This window comes from Streptomyces sp. NPDC058697, assembly GCF_042715345.1.
Classification (GTDB): domain Bacteria; phylum Actinomycetota; class Actinomycetes; order Streptomycetales; family Streptomycetaceae; genus Streptomyces; species Streptomyces liliifuscus.
The window spans coordinates 1-22,610 of the sequence record NZ_JBHXSU010000007.1; the positions used below are offsets into that span (position 1 = coordinate 1).

17 protein-coding genes and 1 pseudogene are annotated in these 22,610 nt (G+C 70.5%); 8 read left to right on the plus strand and 10 right to left on the minus strand.

The genetic code is table 11. The features are described from left to right. Both ACFWXQ_RS18350 and ACFWXQ_RS18355 read right to left on the minus strand, forming a co-directional pair. On the minus strand, positions 1–1,970 hold a 1,970-nt coding region (locus ACFWXQ_RS18350), incomplete at its 3' end, for an alpha-1,4-glucan--maltose-1-phosphate maltosyltransferase (RefSeq protein ID WP_386268573.1). Positions 1,971–2,088: 118 nt separating this feature from the next. Continuing rightward, on the minus strand, positions 2,089–2,400 hold the full coding sequence (locus tag ACFWXQ_RS18355) for a DUF5133 domain-containing protein (protein WP_383957262.1): 312 nt from the start codon (positions 2,398–2,400) through the stop codon (positions 2,089–2,091). A gap of 303 nt (positions 2,401–2,703) precedes the next feature. Between ACFWXQ_RS18355 and ACFWXQ_RS18360 the strand changes: the two genes are divergently transcribed. Further along, the gene (locus tag ACFWXQ_RS18360) at positions 2,704–3,228 is read left to right on the plus strand and encodes a pep a2 (RefSeq protein WP_383957258.1); all 525 of its coding nucleotides are present in this window, start codon (positions 2,704–2,706) and stop codon (positions 3,226–3,228) included. A 156-nt stretch (positions 3,229–3,384) separates the two neighbouring features. On the opposite strand, the gene ACFWXQ_RS18365 is transcribed toward ACFWXQ_RS18360, so the two are convergent. The 4 genes and pseudogenes from ACFWXQ_RS18365 to ACFWXQ_RS18380 form a co-directional block, all read right to left on the minus strand. Continuing rightward, positions 3,385–7,248 carry a helix-turn-helix domain-containing protein gene (locus ACFWXQ_RS18365; protein WP_386268575.1) on the minus strand — a complete coding sequence of 1,288 codons (3,864 nt, stop codon included), beginning with the start codon at positions 7,246–7,248 and terminating at the stop codon, positions 3,385–3,387. 560 nt (positions 7,249–7,808) lie between these two features. After that, positions 7,809–8,432 carry a hypothetical protein gene (locus tag ACFWXQ_RS18370; RefSeq protein ID WP_383957349.1) on the minus strand — a complete coding sequence of 208 codons (624 nt, stop codon included), beginning with the start codon at positions 8,430–8,432 and terminating at the stop codon, positions 7,809–7,811. Positions 8,433–8,494: 62 nt separating this feature from the next. After that, entirely contained in the window at positions 8,495–10,399 is a 1,905-nt protein-coding gene (locus ACFWXQ_RS18375; protein WP_384094051.1) for an AMP-dependent synthetase/ligase, read from the minus strand. Positions 10,400–10,549: 150 nt separating this feature from the next. Beyond that, positions 10,550–11,389 (minus strand): annotated as a pseudogene (locus ACFWXQ_RS18380) (ThuA domain-containing protein); the annotation flags it as partial. 325 nt (positions 11,390–11,714) lie between these two features. Between ACFWXQ_RS18380 and ACFWXQ_RS18385 the strand changes: the two are divergent. Next, positions 11,715–12,554, plus strand: a complete 840-nt coding sequence (locus ACFWXQ_RS18385) for an alpha/beta fold hydrolase (protein WP_383955626.1) — start codon at positions 11,715–11,717, stop codon at positions 12,552–12,554. Between the two features lie 7 nt (positions 12,555–12,561). On the opposite strand, the gene ACFWXQ_RS18390 is transcribed toward ACFWXQ_RS18385, so the two are convergent. Then, positions 12,562–13,356 carry an NPP1 family protein gene (locus ACFWXQ_RS18390; protein WP_383955628.1) on the minus strand — a complete coding sequence of 265 codons (795 nt, stop codon included), beginning with the start codon at positions 13,354–13,356 and terminating at the stop codon, positions 12,562–12,564. A 184-nt stretch (positions 13,357–13,540) separates the two neighbouring features. Between ACFWXQ_RS18390 and ACFWXQ_RS18395 the strand changes: the two genes are divergently transcribed. After that, a complete protein-coding gene (locus ACFWXQ_RS18395; protein ID WP_383955631.1) occupies positions 13,541–15,274 on the plus strand; it encodes a phospholipid carrier-dependent glycosyltransferase in 1,734 nt (577 codons plus the stop codon). 86 nt (positions 15,275–15,360) lie between these two features. Next, positions 15,361–16,272 (plus strand): endonuclease/exonuclease/phosphatase family protein, encoded by a 912-nt coding sequence (locus tag ACFWXQ_RS18400; protein ID WP_383955634.1) that lies wholly within the window; start codon positions 15,361–15,363, stop codon positions 16,270–16,272. Here the strand turns inward: ACFWXQ_RS18400 and ACFWXQ_RS18405 are convergent. Then, complete coding sequence (locus ACFWXQ_RS18405; RefSeq protein ID WP_386268580.1) at positions 16,242–17,990, minus strand: acyltransferase; 1,749 nt, start codon at positions 17,988–17,990, stop codon at positions 16,242–16,244. The two genes, ACFWXQ_RS18400 and ACFWXQ_RS18405, sit on opposite strands and share 31 nt — an antisense overlap. Before the next feature lie 187 nt (positions 17,991–18,177). On the opposite strand from ACFWXQ_RS18405, the gene ACFWXQ_RS18410 reads away from it, so the two are divergent. From ACFWXQ_RS18410 to ACFWXQ_RS18425, 4 genes are all read left to right on the plus strand, one after another. Continuing rightward, a complete protein-coding gene (locus ACFWXQ_RS18410; RefSeq protein WP_383956797.1) occupies positions 18,178–18,840 on the plus strand; it encodes a DUF6629 family protein in 663 nt (220 codons plus the stop codon). Further along, the gene (locus tag ACFWXQ_RS18415) at positions 18,837–19,454 is read left to right on the plus strand and encodes a dihydrofolate reductase family protein (RefSeq protein ID WP_383956791.1); all 618 of its coding nucleotides are present in this window, start codon (positions 18,837–18,839) and stop codon (positions 19,452–19,454) included. Before ACFWXQ_RS18410 ends, ACFWXQ_RS18415 begins: the two co-directional genes overlap by 4 nt. Positions 19,455–19,615: 161 nt before the next feature. Continuing rightward, entirely contained in the window at positions 19,616–19,918 is a 303-nt protein-coding gene (locus tag ACFWXQ_RS18420) for an SCO4225 family membrane protein (RefSeq protein ID WP_383956788.1), read from the plus strand. Between the two features lie 70 nt (positions 19,919–19,988). After that, positions 19,989–20,795 (plus strand): SDR family NAD(P)-dependent oxidoreductase, encoded by an 807-nt coding sequence (locus ACFWXQ_RS18425; protein WP_383956785.1) that lies wholly within the window; start codon positions 19,989–19,991, stop codon positions 20,793–20,795. 34 nt (positions 20,796–20,829) lie between these two features. Here ACFWXQ_RS18425 and ACFWXQ_RS18430 read toward each other — a convergent pair whose 3' ends face one another. Then, positions 20,830–21,780, minus strand: a complete 951-nt coding sequence (locus tag ACFWXQ_RS18430) for a TauD/TfdA dioxygenase family protein (protein ID WP_386268584.1) — start codon at positions 21,778–21,780, stop codon at positions 20,830–20,832. An 88-nt stretch (positions 21,781–21,868) separates the two neighbouring features. Further along, entirely contained in the window at positions 21,869–22,573 is a 705-nt protein-coding gene (locus ACFWXQ_RS18435) for a TetR/AcrR family transcriptional regulator (RefSeq protein ID WP_383953978.1), read from the minus strand. Between the last annotated feature and the right edge of the window lie 37 nt (positions 22,574–22,610).

A 22,610-nucleotide genomic window follows, 5' to 3' on the forward strand; every position in this document is an offset into this window, starting at 1 on the left:
AGGCGTACGTAGTTGGTCCTGCCCCAGTGGTAGGTCTCGCCGGTGAGCTCGTCGCGCACCGGCATCGACTCGTGCCAGTCGAGGCCGAGTCGTGGCATGTCCAACGAGACCGTGGCCTCCTGGGTGTGGTGAGGGTCGAGGTTCACGACCACCAGAACCGTGTTCGATCCGCTCCGTTTCGAGTACGCGATCACCGCCTCTTGGTCCGCCTGGTGGAAGTGCAGGTCGCGCAGTTGCCTCAGGGCCGGACTCCGGCGCCTGACCGCGTTGAGTTCGGCAATCAGAGGGGCGATGCTACGACCCTCGCGCTGCGCCGACTCCCAGTCCCGCGGACGTAGTTGGTACTTCTCCGAGTCCAGGTATTCTTCGCTCCCGTCCCGCACCGGGACGTTCTCGCACAGCTCGAATCCGCTGTAGACGCCCCAGGTCGGCGACAGGGTCGCGGCGAGCACGGCCCGCAGTTCGAAGGCGGGCCGGCCGCCCTGCTGGAGGAACTCGTGCAGGATGTCGGGGGTGTTGGCGAAGAAGTTGGGCCGCATATAGGCGGCCGCCTCGCCCGACAGCTCGGTGAGGTACTCGGTCAGTTCTTCCTTGGTGTTGCGCCACGTGAAATAGGTGTACGACTGCTGGAATCCGATCGCGCCGAGCGTGTGCATCATCGCGGGGCGGGTGAACGCCTCTGCCAGGAAGATGACATCGGGGTCGGTGCGGTTGATGTCATCGATCACCTGCTCCCAGAAGATGACCGGTTTTGTATGGGGGTTGTCCACACGGAAGATCCGCACCCCGTGACTCATCCAGAACCGCAGAACCCTGAGCGTCTCCTGGACCAGACCCGGCATGTCCTTGTCGAAGGCGATCGGATAGATGTCCTGGTACTTCTTCGGCGGATTCTCCGCGTACGCGATCGTGCCGTCCGAGCGGTGGTGGAACCACTCCGGGTGCTTCTCCACCCACGGGTGGTCGGGCGAGCACTGAAGCGCGAAGTCCAGGGCGACTTCGAGATCCAGCTTCGCCGCGGTACGTACGAAGGCGTCGAAGTCGTCGATCGTGCCCAGGTCGGGGTGGACGGCGTCGTGCCCGCCCTCAGGTGAACCGATCGCCCAGGGGACCCCGACATCCTGACGGCCTGCGGACAGGTTGTTGTTGGGGCCCTTGCGGAAGGTCGTGCCGATGGGGTGGATCGGTGGCAGGTACACCACGTCGAAGCCCATCTCCGCGATCGCCGGCAGCCGTCGCGCCGCGGTCCGGAAGGTGCCGGTGACCGGCGGCTTGCCGTCCTCGACCACCGCGCCCTCCGAACGCGGGAAGAACTCGTACCAGGAGCCGTACAACGCCCGCTCCCGCTCCACCAGCAAGGGCAGCGGGGCCGATCGGGAGACCCGTTCCCGCAGGGGGTGGTCGGCCAGGGCTGTGTCCACGTCCGGGGTCAGTGCGGCGGCGAGGCGGGCGATCGGCGGCCGGGACTCGTCGCGCAGGGCGTCCACGGCGGTCAGTACCGACGCTCGCCCGGCCTCGTGCGGGACTCCGGAGGCGGCCCGTTCGTACAGTTCGGCGCCCTCTTCCAGGACCAGCCCGACATCGATGCCCGCCGGAATCTTGATGCCGGCGGCGCGGCGCCAGGTGGTCACGGGGTCGGACCAGGCCTCCACCCAGTAGACCCAGTCGCCCACCGATCCGGGGGTGACGTCGGCGCCCCAGCGGTCGGTGCCGGGAGCCAGTTCGCGCATCGGGGTCCACGGGCCCGTACGGCCCTGCGGATCGCGCAGGACGACGTTCGCGGCGACCGCGTCGTGGCCCTCGCCGAAGACGGTGGCGGTGACCTGGAAGGCTTCGCCCGGGACCGCCTTCGCCGGGCGGGTGCCGCGGTCGACGGCCGGCCGGACATCCACCACAGGGACGCGTCCGATCGGGACGATGGGCACGCGGCCAACAGGGGGGACACGGCCGTCGGCCGGGTTGTCGGTCATGGATCTCACCTCCGCCGTTCCTCTGCGCCTTGTTCGCTGTGCTTGCGTCTTCGTCGTTCTCGTCGTTCTCGTCGTTCTGGCACCAGGTCCGTGCCGGTCGGCAGTGCTGGAGGCCCCGCTACACCACAGGGCTTGCCGCGAGGCCGTCGGACCGGCCGGACCTGCCGGACTTGGCGGATCGCCTGCCGTCGCCCGGACCGACTCTGGCCCGGTCCCGGCGGCGGGCGCCCGGCCCGACCGACAGATACCGCTCGGCGGCGTGCACGGCCTCCCGCGCGCAGCGTTTGCCCATCAGCACGCACAGCGTGTAGCCCGTGTCCTCGAAATTGCCCCGCGCCGCACGGTCGGCGGGGGCCGCGAGCATCATGCGTTCCCAGGCTCGGTACAGCTCCAGATGCCTGGCGACCTCGGCTTTGGCAGGCAGCAGCATTTCACTGGTCACCTTCCACTCCCTCGAATGCGCACGGTTCGCCCGGATCGTGCGTGAAGCCCGTGCGCGGAGAGGCATCGACCGACTACAGCGGCCGACGCCCTCACCCATGGTGCACTCGGTGACACTCAACGTCCTGTTGTCGCTTCAACTACATCCGACGCGCTCTCGTGTTGCACGAATGGAGTACCGCTCCCACTCTGGGACTGACTCAGAAGCGATCACTGCTCACGCTTCGTGTTCGGGGCTCGGCCCGCAGGGGCGAGGAGGAGCAAGAGCTTCGCCGGTGAGGAGCCAACGACGATGAAGACCGTAGTGCCCTGCTACTACCACCTCGACGTGGAAGTCAGTCCGGAGCGGGTCGACCAGGTCAGGCGCATTCTGGCCGCCCATCTCCGGTACTGGAACCTTGAGAACCTCGTCGAGCCCGTCTGTCACTGCGCCGAGGTGCTGCTCCGCTCGATCGGGGAGCACGCGGCCGACAAGAACACCACCATCGAGATGTGGTGGAACGGCCAGCACCTCATCACCGCCGTCGCCGACAACGACGGCGGGATCCATCCGGAGTCCGCCACGCCCGGCTGCCTGGCCCGCATCGCCGCGCTGAGCGACGGATGGGGTTGTTGCGGCACCGACACCGGCGGAAAGATCGTCTGGTTCTCGCGCCGGGCCCGCGCCATCGAGCGTGCCCCGCTGGTCCCGGCCGGCCCCGCGCCCAGTCTGCGCGAGGCCCGGCGGACGCCCCGCGAGATGCCCGTACCGGCGATGGCGATCTCCATGCCCGTGGGTTCGTTCCAGGACGAGGTCGTCGCGGCGGCCGCCGGGTAGATCCGGTCCCCGCGGAGAACGCCGCACCGGCCCGCAACTGCTCAGGCGGTCGCGGGCCGGTGGCGTTCCTCGTCAGGGCGCCCCGAGAGGAGAAGGGAGCCCGGCGCTCCGCCCAGGTAAGCCCGGTGGTCCGCCCAGGCAGGCCCGGCGGTCCGTCTAGTGCTTCGGGCAGCTCCTTCTGTAGGCGATGTCCTGGACGTAGCGGTTCCAGTCGTCCCGCGACAGCCCGGTGGCCACGCGACGGCAGACGGTCCGCGCGGCATGGTCCGGGGTGATCTCGTACGTCTGCAAGGGGGCGTGGTCCCCGGCGGCGTACAGCGTGCCGCCGTCGGGGCCGAACGCCAGCGCGCGGACGGTGTCGCCCGGTGTGACGAGCGAGGATCCGATCCGCCGGCGGGAGGGGACGTCCCAGAGCTGCAGGGTGCCCTCGTCACCCGCGACGGCGAGCGTGCGGCCGTCGGCGGAAAAGGCCAGGGCCGACACGTACTGGTAGGTGGTCGTGTCCGGGTCGGCGAGGACACCGAGCCGTCGGTCCAGCTTCCCGTCCCAGAGGACGACCCGGCCGGAGCCGTCACCCACGGCCAGATGATCCCCGTCGGGGCTGAACGCCAGAGCGGTGGACTTGCCGGGGCTTCTGACGGACGGCAGCCGGGTGCCCGCGGGCATGCGGTACGCCTGCCCGCGCTCGGTGACGAGCAGGTCGCCGTCGGGATGCGAGGTCACCGCGCCGACGGAACCGGGGAGCGTGCCGGTCGTGGTCCGGCGGCGCAGGTCCCAGATACGGGTGGCCTCGGGTATGGAGCCGGGCAGCGGGGAGAGGAGCAGCGACCGGTCGTCGGCGCCGAAGGCGATGTCCGACAGCGCCTCGGCGCCGACCGCATCGGAGCCGAGGGTGATGGTGACGCGCCGTCGCGGAATGTCGTAGAGGGACACCTTGGTCGTGGGGGGACCTGACGCGAAGTCCACCACGCCGTAGGCGAGTTCTCTGCCGGTGGAGTCGATGGCGAGCAGGGCATCGCAGCCTCCGGACGCCGCATGGTCCGCAGAAGCTGGGCACAGCACGGGCGGAGGTTCGGCCAGCAGTCGTCCCGTACGTCCGTCGACCACGCGGAACCGAAGGTGCGTCCCGTCCTCGTCGACGCCGGCGACGGCAAGTGTCCTGCCGTCCGCGCCGAACTCGACGGCCAGGGCGCGGGACGGCGCCCAGCGGGTGTTCACCGCGCTGCCCACGTTCAGTGTGTGGACGGCAGGTCCCCATGAGCCCTCCGGGCCGCCGAGGTACCGGACGATGCCGGCCTCGGTGTCCACCCTGATCTCCTGGACGGTCTCGCCGGCCAACTGGTGCCGTACGACAGGGAAGTCGGGTGAGTCCATCCGCCAGACCAGGATCTCCTCGCCGTCCGACGCCACCAAGAAGGCGCCGTCCGAACTGAGTTGAGCGACCTTCAGACCGGGGTACGTGACCGCGGGCAGCTCTTTGCCCGACGCGACGTCCCACGCCCGGAATCCGGTGGTGTCGATCAGTCCCAGGTACCGGCCGTCGGGCGTGAACTCGATCCGCTCCTTGACGCACTGCTCGATGGTGGCTTTCGGCAGCCAGGGCGCGGGTGTTCGACGCTTCTCGGTGACATCCCACAACTCGAACCGCTCGCCCGGGACGCACAGGGCCAGCAGACGGTCGTCCGCGCTGACCGCGGCATCCATGAAGGCGGGGTCGTCCGTGAGAGCCGTGCCCCGGCCGTCCTTCTGCTGCCGTTTCATGTGTGCCGTGAGCCTCGCCCACTCCACTTGGGAGCCGGTCGTCCCGTCCGCCTTCGCGTCCGATTCGCGCACGATTTCCAGGAGCTTCCGCCGGGACCGGGCGTCCCAGAGCTGCACTCGGCGCTCGGATCCCTCGGAGTGGTGGACGAGGAGGCTGCGACCGCTCGTCCCCATCTCGACGCCGCCGTCGGCGACCGCCAGCGGTGTTCCGTCCCGGCGCCCCGTGGCGAGGTTCCGCAGCGCGGCCCTGCCTCCGTCGAACTCGGGGATCCATGAAGCGTCCGCCCGGATGAATCCCACGTCCTTCGCCGCCTCGCCGAGCCCGGGCCAGGTGGCCGTACGCCGGCCTGTCCCCACGTCCCACCGGGTCACCTGACCGGTGCCGACGCTGAGGAGAGTGCGGCCGTCGGCGCTGAGATGCCGCATGGTCTCGTCGGTGCCGTCGGGATCGGTGAACACGTCCTGGTTCCGCTGCGCCGCGGCGCCGAGCAGCGCGGAGCGTGTCTCGGGAAGGTCGGCGACGCGCCACGCGGCGAGGCTGAGCCGCATCGCCGTGACCGGGTCGGACAGGCGCAGACTCTCCGCGACTCCGACGAGCCGGCGGGCCTCCGCCTCGATCCGCCGCCGTTCGCCGGACTGGTTCTGCTCCCAGGCGACGAGTGCCGCGACGAGGCTGATCACCACAAGGACGGAGAGGACGACCGTACGGGTCCTGCGGCCTCGCTGCTCGCTCCGGCGGGCGTCGAGACCGGCGTCGAGGAACTCCCGTTCCAGCGGGGTGAGATCGTCCGTGGCGCCGAACTGCTCCTCGGCGGTGGACAGTCGTACGCCCCGGTAGAGGGAGCCCGCGTCCCGTCCGAGGTCCTGCCAGGTGGCCGCCGCCTCGGTGAGCCGGTGCTGGGACCTGAGCCGCTCGCGGTCCTCGTCGATCCAGGTCCGCAGCCGGGGCCAGGCGGTGAGTACGGCCTCGTGGGCGAGGTCGACGGTGTCCTCGTCGAGCGTGATGAGACGGGCGCGGGCGAGTCGTTCGAGCACGACATCCGCGTCGGCGTCGGCGTCGGCATCCGCGTCGGCGTGCGTGCCGTCGCCCAGCGCGGTGAGCTCCGTGCGCCGGGTCGGACGGCGTGTGTCCCCGGTTCCCTGACCCGGGCTCACCAGGCGGAGCAGGATGCGACGGGCGGTGTCGGCCTGGCGGCCGGTGAGGCTCTCGTAGAGATCGTCGGCGGTGCGGGCGATCGCCCCGTGAATGCCTCCCGCGGCGTCGTACGCGGCCTCGCCCAGCGCTCTGCCCCGGCGTCTGCGCCAGGTCTCCAGCAGGGCGTGCGACATCAGGGGCAGGCCACCGGGCTCGTCCTGGATCTCGGCGATGATCCGTGAGGTCAGCGTCCGTTCGACGATCAGACCCCCGAGTGCGGCCGGTTTCACGATCGTCTCGCGCAGCTCTTCCGTGCTCATGGGAGCCACCAGGAGCGTCGCCTCCTGTGCGGCCTGCGCGAGCCGGCGGTACCGGGCGCAGTGGCCGTAGAAGTCGGCGCGGACCGCGATGACGACGCGGATGCCGTGATCGGGGCGGACGGCGGTGAACAGCAGGTCGAGGAAGCCTTTTCGCTCGGCGGGATCGGCACAGAGGGTGAAGAGTTCCTCGAACTGGTCCACCACGACGACGGTCCCGGAGCGGGTGGTGTTCGGATCCAGGGCGTCGGCGTGGGTGCGGGCCGGGTGCGGTCCCGGGGTGAGGATGCGGATCGTCGCGGGCCGGTCACGCGGCGGGTCGGTCTTCTGGAGGCGGGGGATGAGACCCGCGCGCAGCAGTGAGGACTTGCCGCTGCCGGACGGGCCGGTCAGAACGACGAAGTCCTTGTCCCGCACCAGGTCGACGAGTTGGCCGACGAGATCGTCCCGGCCGAAGAAGCGTTCGCTGTCGCCCGCCTCGAAGCGGGTCAGACCGGGGTAGGGAGCCTCCGCCTCGTCGTCGGCGGCGCGGCTCTCCTCGGCCGTGTCCTGGGAGGCCCGGTGCCACCGTCGCTCCCACTCGTCGCGGTCCCCGCCGCACGCCTCGGCATACGCGAGCGTCACCGGCAGCGAGGCCAGCCGCTCGCCGGCCGCCGCGTGCGCGAGCGTGGCCGCGGAGTAGTGCGCCTGCCGGGCCATCGCGCGGTAGGTGATCCCGCCCGCCTCCTGACGCAACTTCCGCAGCTCGTACGCGAATTGCGCGACAGGTCCCTCGGCCGGGTCCAGCGGCCGCTCACGACGTCCCATCGCATCCCCCGTCGCCGTGTGCCTCTGTCGACCCGCACGCTACGAATCCTGGCGGCCGTGGGGAAAGGGGCATGGCGAGAACGCACCACTCGCGCCACGAAATTGTCTGAAGTGGCGACAGGGGACTGCCGGACAATGCCCCGACCGTGAAAGCTGAGGTCATGGCGGGCCGGCACGATCCACGGGGATGTACGGGGGAACACGTGGACGTACGGGGGAGCACCGGGGGGAGAGCGTTCCACGATGCCGGCCCGCCGATGCCGGACGAGGGACAGCGCCGGGCGAGTGGGGTTCCGGGAGGCCGGGTCACGGGGAGCCCGGCCTCCCGGAACGCCATGGCAAGCCTCTGGCCGGTGACGGCACCCCTTCGGCCACCCGGTGGCACCCCCTCGGCCACCCGGTGGGCCCACCTCCTCGGCCACCCGGCGGGCCCTGAGAAGGGTGGAGCCGGCCTGTGGCCGGGTGAGTAACTCCGCGACGACCGAGCGCAGTTCGTCGGTCCCGCAGCTGCCGAGAAGGCCGGACGGGGCACGACGGTGTCCCATGAACGGCGGTGTGTCCTACCGGCGGGTCTCCTCCACCTCGCCGAAGCCGTCCGTCCGGCTCCAGCGCAGTCGGGTCAGCCACTCGGTCGAGTTGCGGCCGAAGGTGAGGTACTCGTTGTCGCCCGACGCCTCGACCTTCTCCCAGCCGTCGAACTCCTTGGTGAGCTTCGTGTCCCACTTCGACAGGTTCCTGGTGCCGACCGCGGCGATGGACTCCATCGGTGGCTCACCGTCGGAGCAGTAGGGACCCCAGTTCGCGATGGCGGCGACCGTACCGCCGTCGAACGCCTTGAGCGTGATGCTCTGGCACGGATCGGACTTGGTCGCGTACACCAGGCGGGGCTTGCTCCACGCGCCGCCCGCGGTGTCCTGGTGCTGCTCCATGAGCCCGCGCTTCGCCGCGTAGTACATGCCCACGCGGCGCCCGTCGGCCCACTCGATCTCCTCGACGAAGCGAGCATGCGACGGCGACGGGCGGGAGGTGGGGGAGGTAGGGGAAGTGCGGGAGGCCTGGGCGGTGTCGGGGCCCGGCGAGGCGTCCCCGGCCCCCGCCTCCGTGCTCCCACAGGCCACGACGGCCCCCAGGAGGGCCGCCACCCCGGCCAACCGCGGCAGCCGGCCCCCGTGTACTCGTCGCATGTCTGTCTCCCGGCCCTGACCGCGTCAGGCGTCGTACCAATGGCTCGGGTGAACCCGGCGGCTCACCTGAAGACATTGTCCGCGTCGTCCCAGCTGTAGGGATCAGCGGCCGAGAGACTGCGGGGGACTTGCGAGGACGATTGGTACATGGCCTCGATCTCGGCGGCGTAGCGGTGCGCGATGGCGTCCCTGCGCAGCTTCATCGAGGGGGTGAGCATGCCGTTGGCCTGGTCGAACGCTTCGGGGAGCACGCGGTAGACGCGGATGGACTCCGAGCGCGAGACGGTGCTGTTGGCCGCGGCGACGGCGCGCTTGACCTCTTCGCGCAGGGCGTTCTCCTCGCGCATCTCGCGGTCGTGGACCTCGCCCGGTATGGCGAGGACCGAGCGCCAGTGCGCCAGGAAATCCGGATCGAGGGTGATCAGGGCACCCACACAGGGCTGGTTGTCGCCCACGACGACCGCCTGATGGATGAGCGGATGGACCCGCAGACGCTCTTCGAGAGCCGCGGGTGCCACGCTCTTGCCGCTGCTCGTGATGACGATGTCCTTCTTGCGCCCGGTGATGCTCAGATAGCCCTCGCTGTCGATCCGGCCGATGTCGCCGGTGGCCAGCCAGCCGTTGTGCAGCGCGGCACGGGTGCTCGCCTCGTCGTTGATGTAGCCCTGGAAGACCGAGGGGCCCCGCACCAGGATCTCCCCGTCCTCGGCGACGTGGACTTCCATGTCGGGCAGGGGACGTCCGACGGTTCCGAACTTCTCCCGGCCGACCGGCTGTGCCGTAATTCCTCCGCTGGTTTCCGTAAGTCCGTATCCGTCGTGGACGAAAATCCCGATTCCCGCGTAGAAGAGGGCGAGTTCACGGTTGAGGGGTGAGCCGCCCGACACCGCGCCGCGGACTCTTCCGCCCAGCGCGGCACGCAGCTTTCGGTACACCGTCTTTTCGTAGAGGGCGTGTTGAAGGCGCAGATCGAAACCGGGGCCCGGCCCCGTTCCCAGCCGGTGCCGCTCGGCAGCCGAGGCGAAGTCCTGCGCCGTGCGGACCGCACGCTCGAACAGGGCGCCGCGGCCCGCCTCCTGAGCCTTGCGCAGGAAATTCTTGTAGATCTTCTCGAAGACGGACGGGACGGCGTAGAGAAACGTGGGGCGGAAGGACAGAAGGGCGGCGGACAGCGTCTCCGCGCGCAGCTCGGGCACGTGCCCCATCAGCATTCCGCCGCGCATGCACAGCCCCTGGATCATGAGGCCGTACACGTGCGAGAACGGCAGGAAGGCGAGGATGGCCGGCTGCTGCCCGGGGGGCGCCACCGTGTGGCCCCAGCCGGCCAGCAGGGTGTCGCAGGAACTCGCCAGGCTGCGATGGCTCAGGGCACATCCCTTGGGGGCGCCCGTCGTACCCGAGGTGTAGGCGATGACCGCGGTCGAGTCGGGCAGCACGATCCGGCGCATCGACTCGACGGTGGTGACGGGGACCGACCGGCCCTGCTCCATCAGGTCGGTGAGGGCCCCGGAGTCCAGCTGCCAGACGTGCTGCAGGGCCGGCAGCGAGGCGCACACGGAGCCGACCGTCATGATGCCCTGCTCGTCCTCCACCACGACCGCGACGCAGCCGGCGTCCTTGAGGATCCAGCCGACCTGCTCGTGCGACGACGTCGGGTAGATCGGCACGATCTCGGCGCCCACCGACCAGAGCGCGTAGCTCAGCACGGTCCACTCGTAGCGGGTACGTGCCATGACGGCCACGCGGTGGCCCGGGAAGATCCCGGCCGCGATGAAACCCCGGGCCACGTCCACGACTTCGTCCCGCAGCTCGATCGCGGCCACCGGTTCCCAGGCCCCCGGAGCGGCGTCCGAACGGCGGGCCAGCTGAGACAGGGTGGGATCGCGTTCCGCCATCTCGAAGAGACTGTCCGCGAGCCCTCCCTGCATCAATGGCGGAGCGGGTCTGACAACTTCCAAGGGGTGCATGTGCCGCTCCAGTAATTCCGCGCAGAGCGCCCCTCCGATGGAGTCCGGAATCGAGGCGTTCGAAATCTAGCCCACGGCGGCGGTGGGTGTAGCACGAACCGTCGAACGCCTGGCTTGATGTCCTTTCCGGACAAGGGTGGTTCAGGTGGTGCCGAGCCACTTCAGTCCGTCGAGCAGGAAGCGGTTCTGGGTCGCACTCGCGAACGTGGACGACAACGGGGTGTTGGACGCGTAGTCCATGGCGTTGTGGCCGAAGTTCGCGTACAGCATGCGGTACTTCGCGTTCGTCCACAGAATCGGGTAGTACCCGCTGTACCAGGTCTGGTTGGGATCCGTGCCCAGCGGGAAGCTGCTTGCGTCGACCGAGGCCAGGATCTTGATGTCCGGATTCCGCCGTAGGTCGTTGGACCAGCTGTACCACTCGCTGACCGACGAGGTGAAGGTGGCCGGGAGGTTCCTGGTCGAGGCGTGCGTGCGGTCCTCGGTCCGCAGGACCGCGGTCGTCGGACCCCAGGTGTTGGACCTGAAGTTCCCGCTGCCGAGGAACTGCTGGTGGTACCAGGGCCAGTTCTGTGCTGCGGTCGTGAACGCCGAGACGTGGAAGCCCAGCCAGCCGCCGCCTCCGCGCATGTACCGCTCGAAGCCCGCCCGCTGGTTGGCGCTCTGCGGCAGTTCGTCGAGAAACAGCACGACCTGGTACGCGTTCACGCCCCCGTTGGCCAGGAGGTTCCAGTCGGTGCTCGCCGTGTAGGTGAAGCCGTTCTCGGCGGCCCGGGCCGGGAACCACTGGTTGGCCTCGCGGACGAAACTGATGTGCGCGGCGTCCCACGTACCGCTGTAGAGGGCGAGCACCTTGAACGGGGCCGCCGTGGAGGCCGCCTGGGCGGGCGGCGCGGCGAGGCCCAGCAGAGTGGCCAGCAGTACGAGGACCCGCAGGGCAAGGACCCGCAGAGTGACGTGCGCCGGACCGGAGGATCTGATTCCGAGCATGGAACGTCCCTTCCTGTTCGCGATCAGTTCATGAGTGTGAACGTTGAGCGCATGGGTGGAACCTCGGCGATCGGTGAACCTAAAGGTCTGAACCAAGCCCGTCAAGATCTGAAGCAAGGACAGCAAGAAATCGCCCCTCGCCCGAAAGGAGTTGAACGCGGTGGGCCCAGAAGAGCAGCCGGGGGGGCGGCGGACCGTCCCGTCGTGGGCGAGCGCTCCGCCGCGGACAGGCGTTTCGCCGCACCCGTCACTACGATGAAAGAGATCGTGGCGCCGCCCCGCGGGTCCGCGTGCCAGGGGGCCGACCGACGTCAGGAGGGCCGCCGTGAGCACGATCGCGGTGAAGTCCGCCCAGCTGAGGAGCGGGCTGGTGCTCCCCTATGCCGAGGCGGGCTATCCGGAGGGCCTTCCCGTGGTCTTCGTGCACGGCCTCGCCGACTCCTGGTGGACGTTCGAACCGCTGCTCCGGCAGCTCCCCGCCGCGGTGCACGGATACGCCCCCACGCAGCGGGGCCACGGCGACGCCGAACGGCCCCCGGACGGCTACCGGCCGGAGGACTTCGCAGGCGACCTGGTGGAATTCCTCGACGCGGCAGGCATTCAGCGTGCCGTCCTGGTCGGGGCGTCGAGCGGAGGGGTGGCCGCCCGGACGGTCGCCGGCAGCCATCCCGACCGGGTCGCGGGCCTCGTCCTGGTGGGCGTCCCGGCGACACTCGCGGACAAGCCCGGCAGCACGGTCCTGTGGGAGAAGGTCCAGGCGCTCGAAGACCCCGTGCCACGCGCCTTCGTGGAGGACCTGCTCGGCGACCTCGCGTCCCGGCCGCTGGCCCGCGGACTCCTGGCGACGATGGCCGAGGAGAACCTCAAGGTACCCGCACGGGTCTGGCAGGAGACAATGCGCGGCCTGCTGGAGGCCGATCTCGCCGCGACACTGCGGGGAATCCTCGTACCCACGCTCGTGATCTGGGGTGACGCGGACAGCGCGCTGCCGCGCACCGACCAGCAGCAGATCCTCGACGCGATCCACGGCTCGACCCTCGTCGTGTACGAGGGCGCCGGGCACCTTCTGTACTGGGAGGAGCCGGAACGGGTCGTCCAGGACGTCGTCGGCTTCGCCGCCCGGGTCCTGCCGGCCCGCCCCGGCGGGGGCGGGCCTTCCATGTGACGTCAGGTCAGGCGTTGGGGTCGAACGCGATCCCGGACGGCTTGGCCGAGGACAGGTGCGAGTTGAACGTGCTGTCCTTGATGCCGAGCGTGGCACTGCCGAAGTTGTACGAGGTCAGCGTGTCGCGCACGCCTGCGGGATAGCCGTTCCAGCCGACCAGCGGCGGGTACTGCCAGGTCCCCTTGTGGTTCTCCGGCGGCTCGTCGCCTGCGGTCGCGGCGCGGAAGCAGTGCGTGCTGATTCCGTCCTTGTGGTAGACGATCTTCGGGTGCGTCCCGTCCCAGCGGATCGCCGAGCGGTTGTGGACCGTGAACGAGCCGTGGTTGGACGTCGAGACGTACTGGGCCACGTTGTTCTGCACCCAGACCACGACGTGCTCCCAGTCGTGCCGGTGCCCGCCGAGGCTGCTGCCGGGCAGCGCCTGGTCCTTCTCGAAGTAGAGGGCGTACACGATCGCGCACCAGCCGTTGTTGCACTTGGAGCGCGAGTAGCCGTTGGTGTTGTCGAGGTCCGAGGCGTCGCGGCACTGGCCGTTGAGGGCGCCGCTCGGGTTCAGGCCGCCGTTGACGGCGCCGCCGGGGCCGATCGCGGGCGTCGAGTAGCAGCCGTCCGTGTCGTAGTCGTAGGCGGGCTGGAACGTCTGGTCCAGTCCGTCGGCGTTGGCGGGCAGCGCGCCGGGCGGGGCCGCCAGGGCGGTGGACGGGAAGACGAAGACCAGAGCGGCGGCGCCCGCGAGGACGCCGAGTGACCTCCGGCGCAGACGCCGGGATCCGGAAAGCTTCGATGCGGGACTGCCGTTCAAAGTGTCCTCCTGATCGGACCAGTGCAGGCCAACGCCCTTTGTGACATGTGCAGTTCAGAGTCCCGGGTTTTCACTCGCGTGCCAAGAGGCCGCAGGCGTCACATTGGTTAAGCGCCGCCCAACACTTGGGCCCCGCGTCGGGAAAGAGCGCCACGGAGGGTGAGGTTGATGGGAGGGTGGGCCCATGAGCGCGCCGCGGATCACCGGGCTCGACGGTGATGAGCACACCGCGCCCGACCTGCCCACACCGAAGGCAACGGGCGGGTTGCCAGGCCGATCCCATGGGCTCAAGCGCTTTCTGCGGCACCGGCGTTCGCTCTTCGTGCTGGCCGTCGTCGCGCTCCTCGCCCAGATGGCGTTCGCGATGGTCACCACGGCCGTCCAGCAGACCCCGACCATCGACGAGCCCGTCTACGTGGCCACGGCCGAGGTCTACCTCAAGGAGCACAGCCTCCGTTACAACCCCGAACACCCGCCGCTGGGCAAGCTGATCGTCGCCTCCGGGCTGGTGTTCACCGACGCGCACCTCGACTCCGACTTCGTCGGCAGCCAGATGGCCCTGGGCCGCAGCGTGCTGTACGAGTCGGGCAACGACCCGGAGCGGCTCATGCTGTGGGCACGACTCCCGGTGATCGTGCTGACGCTGCTGTTCGGGCTCGTCGTGCTCGCGTTCGCCCGCGATCTCACGGGCCCGGTGGGCGGGTTGGTGGCCCTCGCCCTGTACGCGTTCTCGCCGGACGTCATCGCGAACGGATCGCTGGCCACGCTCGACGTCCCCGCGGCAGGCTTCCTGCTCACCTCCGTCTGGCTCCTGTGGCGGGCGCGGCAACGGCCGTACCTGTGCCTCCCGCTCGCCGGCGTGGCGCTGGGCGCCGCCGTCGCCACGAAGATGAGCATGCTGGCGGTGGTTCCCGTCCTGATGCTGCTGGCCGTCCTGTCGTTCTGGTACGCCCGCAGGACACCCGGGCTCAACGCACGGGAACGGATGCGGATCCTTGCGTACGGCGCCGCGGCCGCCCTCGGCATGGCCCTCGTCGCGGTGGCCGTCGTGTGGGCCACCTACCTGGTCGTCGACCCGCGACTGCGCTGGGCACAGCCCGAGAACGTGCCGGACATCCGCGGGATGCGCGGCCGCATCGCCGCGTGGCTGCCGTTCCCTGAGGCGTACCGGGACGGCATGCGCATCCAGTTCGGCTTCGAGTACGACATCTGGCAGGGCTTCCTGTTCGGCAGGCTGTACGAGGGCTCGCTCTGGTACTACCTGCCGGCCGCGCTCCTGGTGAAGACTCCGCTCGGCATGCTCGTCCTGTGGCTCGCCGGCGCCGTCGCGGTCCTGGCGCTGCGCCGGCTGCGGCCCGCGGCACCGTACGTACTTGTCCCCGCGGGCCTGCTCCTTGCCGTGTCCATGAACGGGGCCCGCGACCTCGGCGTCCGGTACGCGATCTTCGTACCGATGTTCGCGGCGGTGGCGGCCGCCGGTGTCACGCTCCTGCGCCGCCGGTGGGTGTACGGCGTGACGGCCGCGCTGGTGTGTTTCGTGGCCGTCAGTTCACTGCGGACGTTTCCGTACTACCTGCCGTACTCCAACGAGGCGTTCGGCGGGCCGTCGAAGACCCATCTGCGGCTGCACGACTCGAACGTCGACTGGGGCCAGGACCTCGGCCGCCTCGGCGATCGCCTCCACCGTGACCACCCGGGGCAGCGGGTGTGGCTCGTCTACAAGGGCGCGGGTGTGCCCTCGTACTACGGAATCAACGCGTCCAACCCGCTGAAGGCCCCGCTGAGCGAGGTGCACGGGCTGCTCGTCGTGTCCGACTCCGCGGCGGCCAAGGCCGACGGACGGCTGGCCGCGCTGCTCGACACCAGCACACCGGTCGACGACGTCGGCCATTCGATCACGCTCTACCGACGGCGCTGACGCCCAACCGCCATGGGGGACTGGGCCATTCACATCTGGCACTGCGGCCCAACCGGGTCACAGGCAACGACGGTATCTTCGATGTCATGACAACGCGTCGTACGAGGAGACGCGGCGGGGCCAGGGCAATTGTGCTGGCCCTGTTGTGTGTTCTGGTGGCACTCCCCGCGGGAAGCGGTGCCGCCCCCGACGCGACCGCCGCCCCCGATGTGGCCGCCCGAGCGAATGTCACCCAGGGCCACTACGTCGGCACCTTCAACATCTACGGAAACATCGGCCATCGAGGCGACGCAGGCGACTGGATCAAGGAAGAAGCCGACGCCATCAGGGCCGTAGGGCGCGGCAGCATGGACCGCTGGCTGTTCATCGGCCTCCAGGAGGTGTGCCAGGCCCAAGGCGAGCGGTTCGCCCGGGAGTTGGGCCTGCGCAGCGCCTTCATCGACACCGGTACGGACTGCGCCGACGGCCAGCCGTACGGCAACGCCATCCTGTTCCACTCGGCCACGAAGGTCCTGCCACCTGCCCTGCTGCCGAACACGGACAACAGGGGCGGCGAACGGGGCATCATCTGCGCCGTCGTACGCGCTGCCGGACACCAGGGCCCCTCGGGTCCCCAAGTCACCGCGTGCAGCACGCACTTGAGCGTCGGCGTCACGAAGGACAGCGAACGCGAGGCCCAGGCCGCGTTCATCCACGGCTGGAAACCGGACGGCACACACCGGCTGGGTACGGACGGCCCGGTCGTCATCGCCGGTGACCTGAACGCCCCGCCCGCCGCACCGGAGCTGGACGTCATGTACGACGGCATCGAGGCGAGCGGCCCTCGCGAGTCGGACCCGCCGTACGCCTTTCCGACCTACGAGGACGGCCGCAAGCTCGACTACCTGTTCGTGTGGGGAGCGCGGGGGGCCGCACGCTGGGCGGACACCGGCACTCGACCGACCCCCCACTCGGACCACGACTTCTACTACAGCGAGTTGTCGATGGGGATCGGCTGAGCAGGGATCCGTGATGCGGGTGAGCGCGCGGCTTCCGGGCGGTGGACGCCGCGCGGCCGGTAGCCCAGCCGGTCCGCCACACCCGCCAGATCGGCCAGCAGCCAGATGATCGCCAGCCACATCTCGGTGCCCTGGAGACCAGGGTCCCGACCGGGACCCGAACCGCCCTCGCCGGGTGGGCCGAACCCGAAACCGGCCCCGTCCCGCCAGCGCTCCAGCGCCTGGCCCAGCTGTTCCCGGGCCCAGGCCCGCGCCTCGGCCGCACGGTGGCGGGTCTGCTGCCCGGCGAGCCACAACGGGTGCGCCACGTCCAGCACATTGCACGCGTTCTGACGGCCCGCCGCGAACCAGCGCGGCTCACCGCCATGGGCCAGCACGGTGTCCACCACCCGTTCCGGGTAGGGCAGTTGCAGCCCGAACTGCGCGAACGAGCCGCGCGTCAGCCGGTAGTAGCCATTGACCAGTTGCAGCCGTCCCGCTGCGGGTGAAGCGGCCTCGCCCCACATCCCCGTCCAGGGATCCGCCCGGGTGCCCAGCCAGCCGAACAGCGCCTCCAAGGTGCCCGGCGCGCCTGCCTCGGCGCCCAGTTCCAGGTTCCGGTGCGCACCGGTCGCCCAGCAGTCCACCCACGCACCGGCGGACCATGCCCGGGTCCGCCACGGCAGCGAGTCCAGACGCGCGACGAGCCGATCTGCCGTCATGCGCCGTACGACGTGCACCGGGTGGGCGAATCGCGAGCCCAGCAGGTCCAGCGCGTAGCCCACGGACAGCACGTGGTACTCCGCGCTCCCGTCGTCGATCCAGCCGTCCGCCGCCGGGGCGGGCAGCGCACCGGGACCGCCGTCCGGGGCGAGTTCGGGCACGAGTCCGCTGTCGGGGTCCTGCAGGGCATGCAGCCGCTCAACGTGTTCGGCGGCGGGCAGTTGCGGCGGATGCGAGCGCAGGAGGAGGTCGGCGATCTCGACGGCGTCGCAGTGCGCGCGGATCGTCTCGGGCGCTCCGGGCCGGTCGCTGTAGCGGCCCGTGTCCGCGTTCCAGCCACGGGCGAGGAGGTCGGCGGCCTGGCTCCGGGCCCGGTCCGCGAAGCGGGCGACGGCGTCCCCGAGGCCGCCTGCCGTCACCGGGCTTCCGGCGGACGCGGCCCCCTGACCGCGGCGGTCGCGCAGCGGACGGGCCGGGTTCCCGGCGGCGACCGTCCACGGCGGCAGGTCCTTGGTCACGACGGCGCCCGCGCCCACCACACAGTGGTCGCCGATCGTCACCCCGTCGAGGACGACGACGTTCGAGCCGATCCACACGTCGTCGCCGACGGTGATGCCCTTGCTGGTGAGGGGCTGCCGGTGCACGGGCCGGTCGGGCGCGAATCCGTGGTTGAAGCCGAGCAGGGAGCTGTGGGCGCCGATCCGTACACCGTCCCCGAGGGTGACGCGGCCCCGCACGGTGGCGTACGGATTGACCGTGCAGTCGGCGCCGGTCGTCACGTCGCCGGTGACGTACGCGTGCCCGGCGATGTAGGAGTTCTCGCCCAGACGCAGGACGTCGGTGAACACCCCGGCGGCGGGGGAGACGTAGGAGGACGGGCCGAAGCTCGCGCCGCCGTCGGCCAGTCGCTTCTGCAGCGCCGCCTGCGCGGCGCGCTGCTCGTCGGACGCGCGAAGGACGAAGTCCCAGGGGCAGTAGTCGAAGTAGGAGTCGTCCACCAAGCTTTCCGAGTTCATTTCCCATGAGTCTAGAGAGCGCTTACTGGCCCCGGCAATCCTTCTGCCGTCGATCCCGCCGCCGGTCCTGCCGGTCCCGCCGCCGCTCAGGGGCATGGCGGCCGTGTCAGCGCGGGCGTCGGCGGGCCGGGCCGTACCGTGGCCAGCGCAAGGCCGGACCCCGAAAGACGAAACACCTGGTGGCGTGATGTGCTGGAGCGCGACGGCCGATCTCGTGGCAGGCTGCGGCATCGCCGCCGTCGGAGTCGCCTGCGTGGCGCGCACCCGCAGGGTCGGGGATCTTCCGCTGGCCGGGCTGCCGTTGCTGCTCGGGGCTCATCAGGTGGTCGAGTCCCTGGTCTGGCGTTCCGGGGGAGGCACGGGACCCGCCACCGTGGCCTGGGCGGCGATAGCGCTTCCGCTGCTGGCGCTGTGGGTACCGGTGGCCGTGCTGTGCGCGATGCCGCCGCGTGCCCGGCACCGGCTGATCATCCCGCTCGCCGCAGGTCTCGCCACCGCGGCGACCCTCTCGTACAACCTCGCCACCCATTCCGTGACGGCGGACATCCGTGGCCACACCGTCGGATACGTCATCGATCTGCCTCAGGCCGAACTGCTCGTGGCGGGCTATCTCCTGGCCACGGTCGGCTCGCTGCTTCTCTCCGGCGACCGGATGATTGTGCTGCTGGGCATCCTGGTCGCCGTCGGCGCGGTGGTCTGCTGGGTGGTGTGGGAGCTGGAGTTCGTCTCGACGTGGTGCGCGTTCGCGGCGGTGTGCTCGGTGGTGATGTACGGCTGGGTGCGCGGGAGGTCCGCGTCACCGGGCGTTCCCCGCGAGCGCCTGCAACCGAGGAAGGGCAGTTCACCGTGAGACTGATTCTGCAGGAGTTCCTGTCGCTGGACGGCGTGGCGCAGGGCCCCGGGTCCCCTGAGGAGGACACCAGCGACGGGTTCACGCGGGGAGGCTGGCTCGTGCCGCACCTGGACGACGCGTACATGCGGATCGTCACGGGCTGGCTCGACGAGGCGGACGCGTTCCTGTTCGGCCGCCGCACCTATGTCAACTTCGCCAGGGACTGGCCGAAGATGAACGACCCGGACGACCCGATCGGCACCAAGCTCAACGGCCTGCCGAAGTACGTGGCCTCGCACAGCCTGACCACGGCCGGCTGGGATCCGACCACCATCCTCTCCGGAGACGTTCCGGCCCAGGTCGCCGAGTTGAAGCGGCAGCCCGGCCGCGAGCTGCAGATCCACGGCAGCGCCCGCCTGGGCGCGTCCCTGCTGGCCGCCGGACTGGTCGACGAGGTGCGCCTGATGATCGCGCCGGTGGTCGTGGGCGGCGGCCGCCGGCTGTTCCCGGAGAACGGCGAGCCGTCCGGGCTGCGGCTGCTGCGCAGCGAGACGACGCCGAGCGGAGTGACGTCCCAGATCTACGAGACGACGGGCCCGCCCCGGTACGGGACCTTCGAGTCCGGTGCGTAGAACCCGTCGGCGCGGCGGTGCTTCGGACGCGGTGGCTCGGTGAGTACGCACCCCGCCGAACTGAGTATGTGAACTCATGCCCCACCGGACCCACCCGAAGAGACTGGACCGCAGCGGGGCGCCGGAGCGGCCGGAACCCCTCGTACGAGGGAGCAAGCACGATGAGTTCAGTCACCGGGGGCCAGGCGTTGGGCGCTCCTTTCGGCACCTGGCCCGCCCGTCTGTATCTCGCGGTGTCCGCCGCGCTGATCGTCTGGCTGGCCGTTGTGTCGTCACAGCCTCAGGCGGACGCCTCCTTCGCCGCCGTGATCCCGATCCTCTTCACCGCCCCGACCAGCCTGCTGGCCCTGGCGATCCCGGGCGGATCGGTGGCCTGGATGTACGCCGTGCTCGCCGCGTCCGCCATGGTCAACGCGTGGCTCATCGACCTCGTCTGGCGGCGGCTCAGCAGCCGGAAGGGCTGACCGGAGAGGCTGACCGGAGGGGCTGATTCGCCCCTGCTACGGCCGACGCCGTGATGCGTATGCTCGCCCGATGACCGGACAAGAGATCACACAGGGGAGCCACCGGGGCCTGCTCGCAGGCCAGGTGGTCATGATCACGGGCGCGTCCAGCGGTATCGGCGAGGCCGCCGCACGTCTGTTCGCGGAAGAGGGCGCGGCGGTTGTCCTGACGGCCCGCCGCGCGGAGCGGTTGAACAAGATCGTGGAGGAGATCGTCGCGGCCGGCGGGCGGGCGCTCGCGGTTCCGGGCGATGTCGCCGTCGCCGCCGACGTCCGCCGCGCTGTCGAGGCGGCGGTGGAACGCTTCGGCGGGCTCGACTCCGCCTTCAACAACGCGGGTTACGCCACCGTCGGCACCCTCCTGCACGAGACCGACGACGAGGTGTACGACCGCACGATGGACGTCAACGTCCGGGGCGTGTGGAACTGCATGAAGCACCAGCTGCCCGTGATGCTCGCGTCGGGCAGGGGCGGCTCCATCGTCAACACCAGCAGTACGGCGGGCCGTTACGCGACCGGAGCCTCCGTCCCGTATGTCGCGTCCAAGCACGCCATCCTGGGGATCACCCGCGCGGCGGCGGCCGAGTACGGCGACCGGGGCATCCGCGTCAACGCGCTCGTCGTCGGCACGACACGCAGCGAGATGATCGATGAGGCCGTGCGTCAGTACCCGGACCTGGAGCAGGCGTTCATCGCCCCGCAGATCCAGAAGCGCATGGCCTCGCCCCGGGAGATCGCCGAGGCGGCGGCCTGGCTGTGCAGCGACCGCTCGTCGTTCGTCACCGGTGTGGCGATGCCGGTGGACGGCGGCATCTCGGCCCAGGCCAAGGCCGGCTGAGCCCCGCGGATCCGCCCGGCCCGCCCCGTCGTCCTCACCAGCGCTGCGGTTCGCTCCCCACGATCGGTGCCGACGGCTTGCCGTCCACGCCGACCGGGACCTCTCCCGCGAGCATCACCCGGTGCATGACCCGGGGATGATCGAGATGGGTCGTGTCGCCGGGAGCCAGGTGGATGGTGGCCCTGTTGTCCCAGAAGGCCACACTGCCCGGCTCCCAGCGGAACCGCACGGTGTACTCGGGCCGGGTCGCCTGACCGAGAAGCATCTCCAGCAGCGGCGCGCTCTCCATGCGCGACAGCCCCAGGATCTGCTCGACGTAGTAGCCGTTGACGAACAGCACCCGCTCACCCGTCTCCGGGTGCACCCGCACCAGAGGATGCTCGGTGGCGATCTGCCGGTCCAGCAGATGCCGTACGTACGCGTCGTCGCCGGGCCGTGGCTGGTAACCGACCCCCAGCCGGTGCTCCGCGCGCAGCCCGTCGACGAAGTCGCGCAGGGGCGCCGAGAGCCCCGCGTACGCGGCGGCAAGGTTGGACCAGGTCGTGTCGCCGCCGTACGGGGGCACGTCCTCCGCGCGCAGGATGGTCGCGGCCGGCGGATCGACGCGGGCGCCGTGGTCGCAGTGCCAGCCGCGCAGCAGGGAGTGCCGGCGCCTGCGCAGCCACTCGTCGTGGTCCATGCCGTAGCGCCCGCCGAGTTCCAGCCGGTCCGCCGTCGTCTCGACCTCGGGGAAGTCCGGGGGTGACGCGCTGCCGCGTTTGCCCAGGCGGACCGGTTCGCCGAACCGCCGGGCGAACGCGACATGCGAGGAGTGGTCCAGGCGCTGCCCCCGGAAGAACACCACCTTCCAGCGCAACACCGCCGCCCGGATCCCGGCGACCACCGCGTCGTCCGGATCCCCGGCCAGGTCGACGCCCGTGATCTCGGCGCCGATGTGTCCCGCGACCGGCCTCACCTCGACCTGTGTGCCCCTGTCCGTCGTCATACGGGCTCCGTCGATCGCTCGTTCCGACTCGTCGGGGCAAGCATGACCGCTCCCTGCGGAGTGCGACAGTGCGCCTAGGAGGAGCGGTTCACGTCCGCGGGCGAAGGGCCGAGGCCTTGGCCGCCAGTGCGTCGAGCAGCAGGTCCACGGCCGGTTCGAAGGAGCTCTCGGCCATGGCGTGCAGCTCGCCCCGCACCTCGCCCAGCGCGGGGTAGGCCGCCGGGTCGACCGACTGGTAGGCCTCCGTCCACGCCCGCTCGTCGGCCTCGCGCTGCTGCCGCGGGAGCGCGTGGCATGCCGCGTCGAGGGCCGCGTGGCTGAGGACCGTGTCGATGAAGGCCAGGTAGAGGCGGACGGCGTCGGCCGGAGGGAAGCCGGCGGAGAGCAGCAGACCGACCCCGGTCTCCACGGCACGGAACTCGTTCTCGCGGCGCGTGACCCGGTACGAGGCCATGGCCGCGGCCCGCGGATGGGCGAGGTATCCGGCACGTACCCGCATCGCCATCTCGCGCAGCGAGGCGACCCAGTCGGGACCGGCCACGAAGCCGACCATGGTGTCCCCGATGATCCGGTCGGCGATGGCCAGCAGCAGATCGTCGGTGTTGCGGAAGTAGCGGTAGAGCGCGCTCGGGTCGCACCCGAGGGCCGCGCCGAGGCGGCGCACGCTCAGCGCCTCAGGACCGTGCTCGCCGATCAGCCGCAGCGCGGTCTCCGTGATGAGCTCCTTCGACAGCACGACGCCCGAGGCGGTCGGGCGGCGGCGTCGGCGTTCCTGCGGGGCGCGGGTGGGCATGAGGGCGGATCCCTTCGCACGGTCGACGGGCCTGTGC